The sequence below is a fragment of the Pseudoduganella umbonata genome (assembly GCF_014192225.1).
Classification (GTDB): domain Bacteria; phylum Pseudomonadota; class Gammaproteobacteria; order Burkholderiales; family Burkholderiaceae_D; genus Rugamonas; species Rugamonas umbonata.
Genome location: NZ_JACHXS010000003.1, coordinates 547,341 through 560,816, shown reverse-complemented (window position 1 = coordinate 560,816; position 13,476 = coordinate 547,341). Strand labels below are relative to the sequence as shown.

Here is a 13,476-nt window from a genome sequence, read left to right as displayed (position 1 = left end):
GGGCCGCCGCGTGGCGACCGTCGGCCAAGTTTAGTTGCCGCTGACCAGCCGGTTGCCGGCCTGGGTCATGTCGTCCGCGGCCTTGAACAGTTTCATCTGCACTTCGAACGTGCGGTTCAGGCTCATCGTGGCCACCATTTCTTCCACGGCGGAGACGTTCGAGCCTTCCAGGTGGCCGGAGCGCACGGTGACCGTGTTATCGGTCATCAAGGGCTCGCCGTTGCGCGCGACGATCAGGCCCGCTTCGTTCTTGGTCAGCTCGCTGCCTTCGGCACGCACCAGCTTCAGCTTGTCGATCACCTGCATTTCACCGCGGCCGCCCGGGCTCTGGACCGACACGGTACCGTCCTGGCCGATTTCGACCTTGCTGTGAATCGGCAGCGTGATCGGGCCGCCTTCGCCCAGGATCGGCATGCCGTTGACGGTCATCAGGCCATCCTGGTCCAGCGTGATCGCGCCGGCGCGCGTGTACGCTTCGCCGGTCGGTCCTTCGACCGCGAAGTAGCCGGGACCGGAAATGGCCACGTCCATCTCGCGGCCGGTCGGGCGCAGCGTGCCCTGCTTGGTCGAGATCGCGTTGGCCTGCAGCGTCGCCATGTGGCGGTCGTCGTAGCCGTAGCCGGGCGCCGCTTGCGCGGTGGCCAGTTCCAGGTTGGCCCGGAAGCCACCCGTGTCCATGTTGGCGAGGTTGTTCGCGTGTACCTGCTGGCCCCGCAGGGCCCGCTCGGCACCGCTCATCGCGGTATAGATCAGCGCATCCATGTCTGCTCAGCCTTACATTGCCTGCATCAGCGACTGCAGCATCTGGTTCTCGGTGGTGATCACCTTCGAGTTGGCCTGGTAATTGCGCTGTGAACCCATCAGGCCCACCAGTTCCGACGTGATGTCCACGTTGGAGCCTTCCAGCGTGGCGGTCGACAGGGCGCCGGCCACGCTTGCGCCCGGGTTATCCAGGCTGACGGTGCCGATGTCGGCGCCGTTCGCGGTCCAGCTGGTGTCGCTGACGGGGATCAGCGCGTCTTCGTTCGAGAACGTGGCCAGCTTGATCTGGCCGACGGCCTGCTGCTCGCCGTTCGAATACTTGGCGATCACCTTGCCGTCGGAAGCCAGTTCCACGCCGACATACTGGCCGGTCGTGTAGCCGTCGGCGATATTGACCGAGGTGGTGGCTTCGCCAGCCTGGAACGTGGTGCCCAGGTAGTCCAGCGTGATCGCCATCTCGGCGGCCGGTGCCGGCGTGAATGTCATTTCCAGCGTGGTCGGATCGTTCTCCAGCTTGCCGTTTTCATCGAACGTCAGGTCGATGCTGCCGCCGTCGGTCGGTTCCTTGCCGTCGACCAGCGTGTACACCTTGACGGCGTTGGCGTCATCGGCCGTGCGGGCGAAATACTGGCTGATGGTATGGCTCTTGCCCTGGCTGTCGAAGGCGAGCGTCACTTTCGTCATGTTGTAGCTGGCGGGATCCGGGGCCGCCGCATCGAACGCGATCGCCGGCTTTTTCCAGTCGGCGGAAAGGTTGGCGGTGAAATCGATCGACTCCGTGGCCTTGGCTTGCAACGTCTGCGTCGGCACCTTGATGTCGCCCGGCACGCCGTCCGATTCCACGCCCGGCGTCAGCTGGTTGCCCTGCACGCGGCGCCCGGCGCTGTCGACCAGGAAATCGGAGCCGTCCTTCGTGAAGATGCCGACACGGCTGTACACGGTTTCGCCGGAGCCGGTCTTGCTGACGAAGAAGCCGCGGCCGTTGATCGACGCGTCCAGCGAACGGCCGGTGGACAGCACGCCGCCGGTCAGGCCGATGTTCTGCGTGGTCGAACCGACCTGCACGCCGGTGGGCTGGCTGCCCGCGTACATCGACGCGAAGTTGGCGCGCTGCGCCTTGTAGCCGTAGGTGCTGGCGTTGGCGATGTTGTTTGAAATGCTGTTCAGCTGTTCGTTGACGGCCTGGATGCCGGACAGTGCGATATTGAAGCTCATGGCGGGTCCTTGTTACAAAGAGGTATTGGCGACGCCGGCAGCGGCGACAGCGGTGGAGTTGGTTTTACCGTTGAAAGCGGTAATTGCGCTCGGTGCCACTTCGCCGACGTTGGCGATGTTCAGCACAATGCTGCCGTTCGAGCCCAGGCGCACGCTGTTCAGGCGGCCGGCGATATCCACCGGCGGGTTTTCGCCCGAAGAAGTAACGACCTGCATCTTGTAGCTACCCGCCGGCAAGCCCATCGCCGTCGGATCGATCGAGAATGGCGTGCTGCCCGCGGCCAGCGGACCCAGTGCCAGTTCATGGGCGACGCCGTCGGTGCCGGTCAGCACCATCGTCGTCTTGCTGCTGTTCGAGCCCAGCGTGACCGCGCCGCCCACCTTTGCGCCGTCCAGCTGCACGGCGGTGGCGCTGGCCATCACGTCCGAACCCACCTGGGCGCCCAGGCCCAGCACCTGCATGCTTTGCAGGATGCCGGCGTTGTTGCTGGTCAGCGAAGCCAGGCTCTGCATTGCTTCGGTCTGCGACAGCTGGGTCAGCTGCTGCACGAACTGCGACGGATCCGATGGCGACAGCGGGTCCTGGTTCTGGATCTGCGCCACCAGCAGCTTGGTGAACATCTGCTGGGTTTCGCTGGTACCGTTGGCCGCCGGCGTACTGCCGGCCGTGCCGGCACCGGCCGCGCTCGCCGGGTTGGTGAAGAAATTAGTTTCCATGATCAGCTTTCGCCCAGTTTCAGCAGGGATTGCTGCATGCCGCGGATGCGGCCCAGCACTTCGACATTCGTCTCGAAGGCGCGCGAGGCGGACATCATGTCCGTCATCTCGGCCACCTGGTTGACGTTGGGGTAGAACACGATGCCGTCGGCATTGGCCATCGGGTTATCCGGCTCGTATACCTTGCGCAACGGCTCGGCGCTCTGCACCACGTCGAGCACCTGCACGCGGCTGCCGGAAGCCGCGTTGGTACCTTCATTCATCACCGCGGCAAATACCGGCTTGCGCGCACGGTACGTGTCGTTCTCGTCGCCGGAAACGGAATCGGCGTTGGCCAGGTTCGATGCCACCGTATTCAGGCGCACCGTCTGCGCCGCCATCGCGGAACCCGCGATTTGCGAAATGTCCTTGAAACTCATTGATCCTCCTGCTGGGCTGTCCGGGTTATCGGCGTGCCGCCGGCTTTCTGAATGGCAAACTCACCATGACTTGCGGAAATTAATTCGCGCGCCTCGACGGCTCGCGTCATTGCCCATTGATGGCTTTGGCCAAGCCGCGCAGCTTCATGTTCACGAACGTGAGGCTGGTCTGGAAGTCGGAGGCATTCTGCGAGAACGCTGCCTGCTCGACGCCGATCTCGACGGTATTGCCATCGGTGGTCGGGTGGAACGGCACGCGATACAGCGGGTCGCTGTCGCTCAGCAGCGAAAGGCCGCCTTCGTCCTGCGCGCGCAGCTGTGCCATCGACGCGGCGAAGTCGATATCCTGGGCCTGGAAGCCCGGCGTGCTTTCGTTGGCGATGTTCGACGCCAGGACGCGGGTGCGTTCCGCCCGCAGGTGAAGCGCATCGGCATGTACGCCGGTGGCATCCTTGAAATTGATTCCCATTGATTCTCCCTGTGAGGCGTCCGGCCTTACGCGGCATGAGGGGGCATGTAAAATGGCGCCGGCTGGCATGAAACATTGCAGACTGTCCAGTCGTCCAGACAAGCCCACGTAAGCCCATGTGTAAGGTGTTGCCCATGTTCAACAAACGCATTGTAACCCGGTTTTTCCTTCTGTTGCTCGTTGGCACCATCAAGTTTTCAACGGCAGCGGTGGTGACGCCGGAGCAGCTTGTCGCCAAGGTGCAACAGGCTGCGCAGGAACAGCTGGAAAGGCATGCCGGATTGGCAAACTGGGTCGATCCGCAGTTCACCGTCGAGGTCGCACGCAACTCGAGGCCGATCGGTGCGTGCACCCAGCCACCCAGAGTGGAACCGGCCGACGTGCGCACGCCGGCGCGCATGCGTTTCGTGGCAATCTGTCCAGACCGGGGCGGCTGGCGCTACGAATTCGTCACGCGCGCGAAGATTTCGGCAAAAGTAGCTGTCGCGGCAACTGACTTATCAACAGGGAAAATTCTCTCGCCGCAGGACCTGTTGCTGGAGCGCCACGATATCAGCGGCATGCCCGACAGTTTCTCGGATTTGACGCTGGTCCAGGACATGGCCACGCGCCGGACGGTCCGCGCGGGCGATGTATTGCGGCAGAACATGCTGGTCGCTCCCACGCTGGTCAAGCGCGGCGATGCCGTGCGCATCGTGGCAAAAAACGAGCAGATCGAGGTCAGCATGGCGGGCGAGGCCCTCGATGGCGGCGGGCGCGGCGCCACCATCCGCGTCAAGAATGCCAGCGGCATCACGATCCGTGCCAGGGTCACCGACATGGGGCAGGTCGCACCCGCAGAGTAACTGCGCAGTCATGTCGGCAATAAACATTTATTTTCATTAAAATCAGCCACTTAGCGACTATCAATATTCAGTTAATTTTGTTTTTATTTTAATATTTCCCTGCTAGAGTAGACTGCGTATGCCGACTTTCGGTATGCCGGTGCCGGGGATTCCGGCGATCTACAACGGGGAAATAAAAATGAAACTGTTAGCACAGAAACTGGCTGCTGCGACAGCCGTCCTGGCCTTTGCGTTCAATGCTCATGCTGCAATCGGCAGCGCCAGCGCGGCCGACGTCACGCTGGACGGCCAGGCGGCCGACGCGTTTGCCTACGAGGCCGGCTGGAATCCGCATGCGGGCCCGAACGGCGATACGAGCGGCTTCGGTACGGCGTTCGATGCCTTCGGTACGGGCGACTTCGACCTGCTCGCCAAGTACGAGAGCGCAGGTTTCCCGGATACCAGCCCGCTGACGTTCACGTTCGAGCAAGCCCCCGGCGGTACCAGCGGCACCTGGTCCGTCACCAATACCGGCTCCGACATCATCACGCTCGATCTCGTGTTCGCGATCCATGCCGGCAACCAGGGCGGGGCCTGGCTGTTCGACGATCAGACCATCAATCCGGGCGAAACCGAAACGCTGCCCGGCACCTGGGAGATCCTGTGGACCGTCGGTAACAATGGAGCGAATCCCGAGTTCTCGAACCTGACCCTGTTCGAGCGCGACCGCGTGACGTCGCCAATTCCGGAACCGGAAACCTATGCGATGCTGCTGGCAGGCCTGGGCGTGACGGTGCTGGCACGCCGCCGCCGCAAGAGCTGATCGTCCTGCGATCGGCATGAAAAAGGGGCGGTCCCGCTGGGAACCGCCCCTTGTCGTTTTGCCTGCACTGATGGTTGTGCATGCGCTTATCTATGCATGCGCTTATTTATGCATGCGCTTATCCATGCATCCGCTTATCAATGCATCCGTTCATGCCTGCGTCTTTGCATACCGTCAGTAATCGGTCCGCGCGATCCTTGCCGCCAGCTTCGACAGCTTTTGCACATAGGCCGGGTCCGTGGCATAGCCGCCGCGCGCCAGCCCGCTGGCGAACGCATGGGCGTCATTGCCGGCGTTAAGTGCTGTCTGATAACGCGGGTTGGAGGCCAGCAAATCCGCATAGTCGCGGAACGCGGTGGCCTGGTCCGGATAGCTGCGGAACTTTTCGACCTTTTTCACCGCGGCGCCGTGTTCGTATTCGGTGGTGACGTTGGCCGCCACGTCGCCCTGCCACTGGCTGCCGGCCTTGATGCCGAACAGGTTGTTGCTATCCACGGTGCCGTTGCGCAGCGGGCGCTGGCCCCAGCCGGATTCCAGGGCGGCATGGGCCGCCACGATATCCGGCGAAACGCCCAGCTTTGCCGCTGCCGCCTCAGCGTGCGGCCGGATGGTTGCCAGGAATTGCTGCTGGGCGTCGCCGTCGATGCCGCCGTCGTCGACCGTTCCGGTACCGCCGATCGCCTGGCCGGCCAGCCGGGCGCGCAGCGCGGCGCCGTCGGCGCTCAGCGGCGCCTGCGATGCCGCATTATCCGGGCCGCCCAGCGACGATCCACCGCCTTCGGCGATGAAGCTTGCCACATCGGACTGCACGGCCTGGAAGGCAGAGGAGAACCCGGCGCCGCCGCCGGCGAAGGTGGCAGGCAGGGCAGGGCGCGCCGACGTCATGTTCGACATGGTAGCCGCGGTGGCCTGGGTGGACATGGTCGGGAACGTCGTCGGGAACGTCATCAGGCAGGCTCGTAGGTCTGGTTGTCGCCATGCAGCACGCGCTGCATGATCGTGAACTGTTCGGCGAGCAGGTCGCCATTGCGCTTGCCGGCCGCCTTGGCTGCCAGCACCATCTGTTCCAGCGCGCTCCAGTCGGCTTCAAGCCGGGCGCGCGGTTCGGGACGCAGCAGCGTGAATACCTGCGTCATCGACGGATTCTCACCCGTCAGCCGCGTGGCCAGCGCGACACGGGCGGCACGCCGGATTTCCAGCGTGTCGACCAGTGCGCCGATCTCGGCGGCGAGCTGGCCCAGCCGCTCCTGCTGATGGCGGATGGCCGCGTCGAACTGCTGGGCCAGCAAGTCGAGCAAGGCGGGGTAGGCCGCCATGTCGTCGCCAATACCCTGTAGCAACTGCGTCATCGCCGCCTGGCGTGTCATGCTGCTTACCGCTGCGTTCACGTCACTGGCCCCCGTGGAAACGCTGGATCACGCCGGCCAGCTTGCCGGCATTGAACGGCAGCTCGCCCTTGGCGAGCGCGTCGCGCAACATGGCCACCTTGGCGTGGTCGAAGTCGGGCATCTCCTTCAGCGCCTGCACGGCGGGCTGGAGCACGGAGGATTGCAGGGCCGCGCTGGCCGCCGGGGCGGCTGCCTTCGGTGCCTCTGCCGGGGCGGTTTCGGTGACGGTCTGGACCGGCATCACGCCCGGGGTTCCACTGGAAATTCGCATACGTTGGCCTCTTGCCTTGGTTTCAATCGCCATGTCCGTTTACCCTCCAGCCGGCAGTATCTTGTCGCGCAGCTGCCTCAGTTCGCCTGCATCCGGCAGTTCCGTGTCGACACCCGGTGCGATGGCCTCGGTATTGCCCGGCATGCCGAACATGCCGGCAATCGCGCTGGCCTGGCTGCTCGTCAGGATCAGCAGCTCGATGCGTCGGTTGATCCCGGCCCTAACATGCTTCGTGTCGAGGGGCGCGCGGTCGGCCATGCCGACCACCTGCAGCACGCTGTCGGCCGGCATGCTGCCGGCAAGCAGTTGAGCCCGCGCGGACATGGCGCGGTTCGCCGACAGGTTCCAGTTGGAGAACGCGGCGTGGCTGATATCTTCGTATTGTAACGAATCCGTATGGCCGACGATCAGCATCTGGTTTTTCATTTGTGCGAACAAGGGTCCCATTTTACGCAGGAGCGCCTGGAACTTGCCCGTTGGAATCGCGCTACCCCGCACAAACATGCCTTGCTTGTCGGTATCGTGCAACATGACACGCAAGCCATACGGCGTGATCACCGATTCGAGGTTGCTCTTCAGGCCAGCATCGTGGCTCATCTGCTGTAATGCCTTGGCCAGCAGGGCCAGGTCTTCGCGCGTTTCGTAGGCCACCTTCGCCGGCGCCTGCTGCGGGTTCTGCTTGGTGCTTTCCTCTGCCTTGCCTTGCACATCGGAATTGCCGGTGCGCGGCATCGGGAAGCGTTCGATCAGGCTGCCGCGCGGGCCGCCCACCGATTGCGGCATCACGCCCTTGCCCTGGTCGGCCCGGTTGCCGTCCGATTCCGTCAGGATCTGTTCAAGACTCTCGGTGTTGCGCGCCGCCATCAGCCACAACACCAGGAACAGGCACATCAGTGCCAGGCAGAAGTCCGCGAACGCCACTTTCCAGGCGCCGCCGTGATCGTCGTGCGCATGCTTGCCGCCGCTGCGCTTGACGATCGTGGTTTCATGGTGTTTCTCATGCGGCTTTTGCACGGCCGCCTCCACTTTCGCCACTTTCCATCGCATTGATCCAGCTTTCCAGCTGGGCGAAGCTCGGTTTCGTGTTCAGCTGCACCAGGCGGCGGCCGGCGTCGATCGCCAGCAGCGGCGGCTTGCCCGACACGTGTGTCACCAGTACCACCTTCACCGATTCCAGCGCGCCGGCTTCCTCGCCCACCAGCTGCTTGAGCATGTTGCAGATCGGGTCGATCAGGCCGTAGCACAGGAAAATGCCGATGAAGGTACCGACCATCGCCGCGCCGACTTTTTCAGCGATCTCGCCGGACGAGGCGCCGCCGCCCACGGTACCCATCGTGATCACGATGCCCAGCACGGCCGCGAGAATGCCGAAGCCCGGCATCGCCTCGCCGATCTTGCCCAGCGACTTGGCCGGCTGCGTCAGTTCTTCGTGGATCAGTTCCAGTTCCTGCTCAAGCACGCCTTCCAGTTCATGCGCATTGATCTTGCCCATGGCCATCAGGCGGAAGTTGTCGACGATGAACGCCAGCAGCTTCTGCTCTTCCAGCACGGACGGGTAGCGCTGGAAGATCGCGCTGTCCTTCGGCGCTTCCACGTGCGCGTCCAGCGCCTTCAGGCCGCCGGCGGCCAGCTGCAGCAGTTCGTACATCAGCAGCAGCAGCTGGCGCTGGAATTCGGAATCGTATTTCTTGCGCACGATGATCTTTTTCAGCTGGTGTGCCAGCTCGTGCAGGATGTGGCCGGGATTGCCCAGCACGAGCGCGCCGGCACCGGCGCCGGCGATCACCAGGATCTCGATGGGGTGCCAGATGGCGGCGAATGTACCGCCCATCAGGATGTAGCCGCCGAAGACGCTACCGAAAATAATGAGGAGGCCGACAATTTGCTGCATGGTGAATTCCTTTACGTGGGGTGCCGGCGGGTCAACCCTGCAGCACGGCTTTCATCTTGTTCAGCGCCGCCTTGTTCAGCTGGCACACGCGCGCATCCGTCAGGTCCAACACGGCCGCGATTTCCTTGTAGCTGAGCTCGAACTCGTAGTACATCTGCACCACACGCTGCTCGCGTTCGTTCAGGCCGTTCAGCGCCTGTTCCAGGCTGCGCCGCACCATCAGCTGCTCTTCCGGGCTCGGCGCGCTGCCGGCAGTGCCGTCGGCGCCACCTTCCTGCAGCAGGTCGTCGAAGCTGGCCATCACCTCGGCGTTCTCGTCGAGCTGGTACGCCATGTATTCTTCGGCCGTGATACCCAGGCCGGCGATCGCTTCCTGCTCGCTGGGCTCGCGGCCCAGCTTGCGCGTCAGTGCGCGTACGCCGTCGCGCAGCTTGTGGCTCTGCTGGCGCACCGCGCGCGGCCGCCAGTCCTGCCGGCGCAACTCGTCCAGGATCGCGCCACGGATGCGCAGGCTGGCAAAACTGCCGAAGGCGGCGTCCGGTTCGCCATAGCGGCGCAGCGCTTCGAGCAGGCCCATCAGGCCAATCTGTTCCATGTCTTCGCGGTCGATCGCGCCGCCTACCTGCGAATTGAGCTGGCGCACGATCTTCTTCACCAGCGGCGCATAGGACATCAGGTGCTTCTGTTCCGCCGCTGGCGACAGCGGTTGCGCGGCTGCGCGCACTTCGTAACTTTCGCCATAGCTTTCGCCGTAGTTTTCACCATGGGTGTCGGCATAGCCGCCGCCGTAATTCCCGGCGGAGGAGTCGGTTGCTGCATAGACCATATCGGCTCCTTATTCCAGGATCAGCTTGCCGATCATGACTTCCTTGAACGGCTGTTCGCGCTCGTCGTTTTCATACTGTTCCTCGAATGCCTTGTTCAGCATCTCGGCGAACTCGTCGATCGTCATCGCCTGCGCCTTTTCCATCGGCAGGGCCGACAGCGTGCGTACCGCCACGCTGCGCAGCAGCGGCAGGTGTTCCTTGGCTTCCTTCTCCAGCTTGACCGGCGCGGCCACCACCAGGTCGGCCGACAAGTAGTGCGGCACGGCCTCGTTCGGCGAGCGGCGCATCATCACGATGACCTTGTCGACCGTCAGGTACTTGACCGGACCGGCTTCTTCCTCGTCGTGCTTCTTTTTCTTCTTCTTGGGTTTCTTTTCTTCGTCGCCGTGGTCCGCCTCGGCGGCATCGGCTTTCGGCGACGCCAGGAACCAGACGGCGGCGCCGGCACCGCCACCGCAGATCAATGCCACGGCGAGGATGATGAGAATCAGTTTCTTGTTCATTTAACGGTTACTCCCGCAGCATCGCGAAGGTGGTGTTGGTATCGTCGCCCTCGTTCAGCGCGCGGCCGGGACCGCGCTGTTCACGCTGTTGCTCTGCTTCCCGCTCGGGCTGGCGGCCGCGGCCTTCGCTGTCTGCCAGCGAGCGCGATGAAGCTTGCGAAACCGTCACGGCCACATCGCCTTGCTGGCGTTGCGACAGATCCTGGCGCATCAAATCGCCCACCGCGTTCAGCTGGCGCACGACTTCGCTGTTGGTGGCCGACATGCTGACGTGCAGCGCACCGGCGCTCTGGCGGATCGAGATTTCGATGCTGCCCAGATTGGGCGGCTCCAAACGAATCACAGCCTGATTAACGGCTTGATCGTTCCCTTTCTGAAGGGTAACTTGCAAACGATCTCCCAGTGCGGCGCGCAACGGCTGTTGCCACTGGTCAGGATTGCCAACAAGCTTGACCGTGTCGGCGGGTGCGCCGGCTGCCGGTGCCGCGGCCGCCATCACGCCGCGGAACGTTGCCTGGCCATCGCCCTGCGGCTGGCCGGACTGTCCATCGTTGCCCGGCTGGGCAGTACCATCCTGGGCGGCCAGCACGGTCGCCGGCGCGGCAGCGCCGGACGGCGTGGCCGTGCCGCTGCCGGTGGAAGCCGCGGGCTGGCGCGCATCGGCCCGCGGCGCCGCCGCGTCGCCGGCGGGCAGGGCGCCTTGCAGCAGCCGTGCCGCCAGCGGCGTTGCCGCGGCGGACGAGGCGGCCGCGTTGGCGATCGCATCGGCGGCAGTGCCCAGCAGCGTGGCGCCGCGAGGCTGGCCATTGTTCGCGGCTCCCGGCAGCGTGCCGGTTGCCGTGATGGCCGACGCGGCCGGGGCGAGCTGCGCCCGGGCGCCCGGCAGCAGGGCGAAGGGCAACGTGGTCATCATTGCGGCGAGCGGCATGCCCGCGTCGGTTTCCAGATCCGTTCCGGTGTCGGCGGCTTCGTCGGCGGGCTGGCCACTGTTCGCCGCAACCGCGGGCGTTCCGGCCGGGGCCGCCAGGCTGGCGAAGTCAAGCATCTGGGCGAACAGCGCGGGCAGGCCGGCGCCTTCAGCCGTGCCGGCAGGCGTTCCTTCGGCCGGGGCAGGGGTTGCAGCGAAGGCGGCGTCGCCAAGGGCAACGCCAGGCAGCGCGCTCGGCGCCGCGGCCGCGCCACCCGGCGCGGAAGGGGTATTGATCATCATGCTTGGATTCCGGCAAAGTCATTGTCGAGGGCATAGGCCAGCCAGCCCTCTTTCTGGGTATTCATCTGTTGCAAGTGCACGGCCAGTCCGGCGCTCGTTGCGCCGACCTTTTGTACGGCTTCCCGGTGCTGCTGGCGCAGCGCGGCCAGGGCGGCCCGTTCCGCCGCCGTCCACGCGCCCTGCGCGGCCATGGCCGGCAGGACCGAAGCCATCTGGCAATCCAGCGCGGCAAGCGCAGTCCAGTCCGCCGCGGCCGTAGCGGCAGCGACTTCCCGTGCCAGCCGCAGCAGTAGTGCTTGTCTAGCCATGCTTGGCCTGCACGCCGAGCCAGCCCTGCCTGATCGTCGACAGCAGGCCGACCACTTCATCGATGATGGCGGGGTCGAGATCGATGCCGGCGCGGTACAGCCGCGCGGCGCAGTAATCGTACAGCCGGCCCAGGTTGGCAACCACTTCGCCGCCGTTGTCGAAGTCCAGCGAGCTGGACAGTCCGTTGATGATCTGCGTGCACTTGTCCAGGCTGATGGCCTTTTGCTCGAAGCGCCGGCCGACGATGTGGCCGCGCGCACGGGCCAGCTCCTCGAGCAGGCCGTCGGTCAGCACCAGGACCAGCTCCACCGGCGAAGCGCGCGCGGTTTGCGCATCGAGGTTGGTGGCGTAGTACTCGCCATAGGCATCATTATTCATCATGTAGTCACCATTAAGACTTGACGCCCGTCAGTCGTCATTCGAGAACATGGCGTCGAACATTGAGGTAGTGCCTTCCATCTGCGCCTGCAGCGTCTGCAGTGTCGTGAACTGGTTCAGGTAGCGGATGTAGGCGGATTCGTATTGCGTATCGAGGCGGGTCTGCCGCTCCAGCAGTGAGTCCTGCAGCTGCGTATTGGCATCGCGGCGCTTGTTGAGCTGGCCGCTGGTCGAGTTGGTCCAGCCGTCCATCAGCTTGTCCAGGCCGGCCAGCACGCCGCTCGGTGCCGTCGAGCTGGTGCTGCCGATGATCTTGTCGAGTGCCGCCGGGTTGGCGGCCAGTGCCTTGTTCAGGCGCGACGTGTCCAGCGAAATCGTGCCGTCACGGTTGCCCGCGATGCCGAAGGTGACCAGGGACTGCCCGTCGACCTGCGTGCGCAGCAGGGACTGCATGCGCGTGTACAGCGCCTGGATGCCGGCATCGGCGTGGAAGATGCCGGCCGACGTGCCGCTGCTGGCACTGCCGGCGGCGGTCAGCGACTGCATCGTGCCGACCAGCTTGTTCCAGCCGTCGACGAAGCTTTGCAGATTGGTCGCCGTGCCGCTGCTGTCGGTGCCGACCTTCAGGGTCACCGGCGGTTCATTGAGCGCCTGGGCCTTGGTGAACGTCATCGAGACGCCGTCGACCACTTCGAACGTGTTCGATGCCTGTTGCATCGTCACGCCGCCCGACTTCTCGCCCAGGTAGACGATTGCGTCCTTGCCTTTCACCAGCTCCTGGAAATTGCCGGTATCCAGCAGGGCGTTCGTCATCGCGGTGCCGTCCATCGGATCGACCGGCTCGATCTTGATCGCCGTGTCCGCGCCGGTCTCGTTCGAGGTCAATACCAGCGTTTGCACGCCGCCCACCGTCATCGTCGATGCCGTGACCTTGGCTGTATTGCCGCTGGCGGCATTGATGGCTACCGCCATTTCCTTGACAGACAGGGTCATGTCGCCATTCTGGTCGGCGCTGGCGAGGTTGACCTCGAAGGACATCGAACCCACCGTGACGTTGATGGTCTTCGCCTCGGCGATTGGCGTGGTGTCCGACAGGCCGCTGTACTTGACCTGGCTGACAGTGGCCAGTTGCTCCACGAAGAACGAATATGTGCCGGCCGCTGCCGCCGGTGTCGCGGTGGCGGTGCCCACGGCCGAGCTGAACGTTGCCGTGGTGGCCACCACGCTGGTCTTCGACGACAGCGACGACATGGCGCTTTCAAACGAGGACAGTGCCGTGCCGAGCGTGTCCAGCGCCTTTTCGGTGCTGGTTGCCATGGTGTTCGTGTTCGTCAGGATCGTCTGGCGACCCTGGATGTAGGCGGTAGCCAGTTGCGTTGCCGTGCTCTTTGGATCGTAGGTAGGTGCGGACGTGGCCATTTTCGTGCTCCGAGGAAATTATTGAGAGTGTACCTTGGGGAGAGGCGACCA

The 13,476-nt window shown here is 64.3% G+C and carries 18 protein-coding genes; 2 read left to right on the top strand and 16 right to left on the bottom strand.

From position 1 onward, the window contains the following. Window positions 1–30: 30 nt before the first annotated feature. The 5 genes from FHS02_RS11130 to flgB all read right to left on the bottom strand — a co-directional run bounded on the left by FHS02_RS11130 (window position 31) and on the right by flgB (window position 3,582). Window positions 31–762 carry a flagellar basal body rod protein FlgF gene (locus FHS02_RS11130; RefSeq protein ID WP_137313482.1) on the bottom strand — a complete coding sequence of 244 codons (732 nt, stop codon included), beginning with the start codon at window positions 760–762 and terminating at the stop codon, window positions 31–33. A 12-nt stretch (window positions 763–774) separates the two neighbouring features. Beyond that, the gene (locus tag FHS02_RS11125; protein ID WP_137313481.1) at window positions 775–1,977 is read right to left on the bottom strand and encodes a flagellar hook protein FlgE; all 1,203 of its coding nucleotides are present in this window, start codon (window positions 1,975–1,977) and stop codon (window positions 775–777) included. Between the two features lie 12 nt (window positions 1,978–1,989). After that, window positions 1,990–2,694 carry a flagellar hook capping FlgD N-terminal domain-containing protein gene (locus tag FHS02_RS11120; protein ID WP_137313480.1) on the bottom strand — a complete coding sequence of 235 codons (705 nt, stop codon included), beginning with the start codon at window positions 2,692–2,694 and terminating at the stop codon, window positions 1,990–1,992. Between the two features lie 2 nt (window positions 2,695–2,696). After that, a complete protein-coding gene (gene flgC, locus FHS02_RS11115) occupies window positions 2,697–3,113 on the bottom strand; it encodes a flagellar basal body rod protein FlgC (RefSeq protein ID WP_137313479.1) in 417 nt (138 codons plus the stop codon). Window positions 3,114–3,219: 106 nt separating this feature from the next. Then, window positions 3,220–3,582 (bottom strand): flagellar basal body rod protein FlgB, encoded by a 363-nt coding sequence (flgB, locus tag FHS02_RS11110; protein ID WP_137313478.1) that lies wholly within the window; start codon window positions 3,580–3,582, stop codon window positions 3,220–3,222. A gap of 134 nt (window positions 3,583–3,716) precedes the next feature. Between flgB and flgA the strand changes: the two genes are divergently transcribed. Further along, window positions 3,717–4,427, top strand: coding sequence for a flagellar basal body P-ring formation chaperone FlgA (flgA, locus tag FHS02_RS11105; protein ID WP_137313477.1), 711 nt, complete (start codon window positions 3,717–3,719; stop codon window positions 4,425–4,427). A 178-nt stretch (window positions 4,428–4,605) separates the two neighbouring features. Further along, window positions 4,606–5,229: a PEP-CTERM sorting domain-containing protein gene (locus FHS02_RS11100; RefSeq protein WP_175424775.1), complete on the top strand. Its 624-nt coding sequence runs from the start codon at window positions 4,606–4,608 to the stop codon at window positions 5,227–5,229. A gap of 174 nt (window positions 5,230–5,403) precedes the next feature. On the opposite strand, the gene FHS02_RS11095 is transcribed toward FHS02_RS11100, so the two are convergent. The 11 genes from FHS02_RS11095 to fliD all read right to left on the bottom strand — a co-directional run bounded on the left by FHS02_RS11095 (window position 5,404) and on the right by fliD (window position 13,425). Further along, window positions 5,404–6,177: a glycoside hydrolase family 73 protein gene (locus tag FHS02_RS11095; protein ID WP_229422584.1), complete on the bottom strand. Its 774-nt coding sequence runs from the start codon at window positions 6,175–6,177 to the stop codon at window positions 5,404–5,406. Continuing rightward, window positions 6,177–6,596, bottom strand: a complete 420-nt coding sequence (gene flgN, locus FHS02_RS11090; protein WP_137313475.1) for a flagellar export chaperone FlgN — start codon at window positions 6,594–6,596, stop codon at window positions 6,177–6,179. The genes FHS02_RS11095 and flgN overlap by 1 nt, the downstream gene beginning before the upstream one ends. Before the next feature lie 22 nt (window positions 6,597–6,618). After that, window positions 6,619–6,921 carry a flagellar biosynthesis anti-sigma factor FlgM gene (gene flgM, locus FHS02_RS11085; protein WP_137313474.1) on the bottom strand — a complete coding sequence of 101 codons (303 nt, stop codon included), beginning with the start codon at window positions 6,919–6,921 and terminating at the stop codon, window positions 6,619–6,621. Window positions 6,922–6,927: 6 nt separating this feature from the next. Continuing rightward, window positions 6,928–7,902: a flagellar motor protein MotB gene (locus tag FHS02_RS11080; RefSeq protein WP_229422582.1), complete on the bottom strand. Its 975-nt coding sequence runs from the start codon at window positions 7,900–7,902 to the stop codon at window positions 6,928–6,930. Beyond that, window positions 7,886–8,779, bottom strand: a complete 894-nt coding sequence (gene motA, locus FHS02_RS11075; protein ID WP_137313472.1) for a flagellar motor stator protein MotA — start codon at window positions 8,777–8,779, stop codon at window positions 7,886–7,888. Before motA ends, FHS02_RS11080 begins: the two co-directional genes overlap by 17 nt. Window positions 8,780–8,810: 31 nt before the next feature. Further along, the gene (locus tag FHS02_RS11070) at window positions 8,811–9,605 is read right to left on the bottom strand and encodes a FliA/WhiG family RNA polymerase sigma factor (RefSeq protein ID WP_137313471.1); all 795 of its coding nucleotides are present in this window, start codon (window positions 9,603–9,605) and stop codon (window positions 8,811–8,813) included. 9 nt (window positions 9,606–9,614) lie between these two features. Next, a complete protein-coding gene (locus FHS02_RS11065; RefSeq protein ID WP_137313470.1) occupies window positions 9,615–10,109 on the bottom strand; it encodes a flagellar basal body-associated FliL family protein in 495 nt (164 codons plus the stop codon). Window positions 10,110–10,116: 7 nt separating this feature from the next. Next, window positions 10,117–11,319: a flagellar hook-length control protein FliK gene (locus FHS02_RS11060; RefSeq protein ID WP_137313469.1), complete on the bottom strand. Its 1,203-nt coding sequence runs from the start codon at window positions 11,317–11,319 to the stop codon at window positions 10,117–10,119. Further along, entirely contained in the window at window positions 11,316–11,531 is a 216-nt protein-coding gene (locus FHS02_RS11055; RefSeq protein ID WP_229430062.1) for a hypothetical protein, read from the bottom strand. The genes FHS02_RS11060 and FHS02_RS11055 overlap by 4 nt, the downstream gene beginning before the upstream one ends. An 88-nt stretch (window positions 11,532–11,619) precedes the next feature. Then, a complete protein-coding gene (gene fliS / locus FHS02_RS11050; RefSeq protein WP_137313467.1) occupies window positions 11,620–12,009 on the bottom strand; it encodes a flagellar export chaperone FliS in 390 nt (129 codons plus the stop codon). 27 nt (window positions 12,010–12,036) lie between these two features. Continuing rightward, window positions 12,037–13,425 (bottom strand): flagellar filament capping protein FliD, encoded by a 1,389-nt coding sequence (gene fliD / locus FHS02_RS11045; protein WP_137313466.1) that lies wholly within the window; start codon window positions 13,423–13,425, stop codon window positions 12,037–12,039. Window positions 13,426–13,476: the final 51 nt, after the last annotated feature.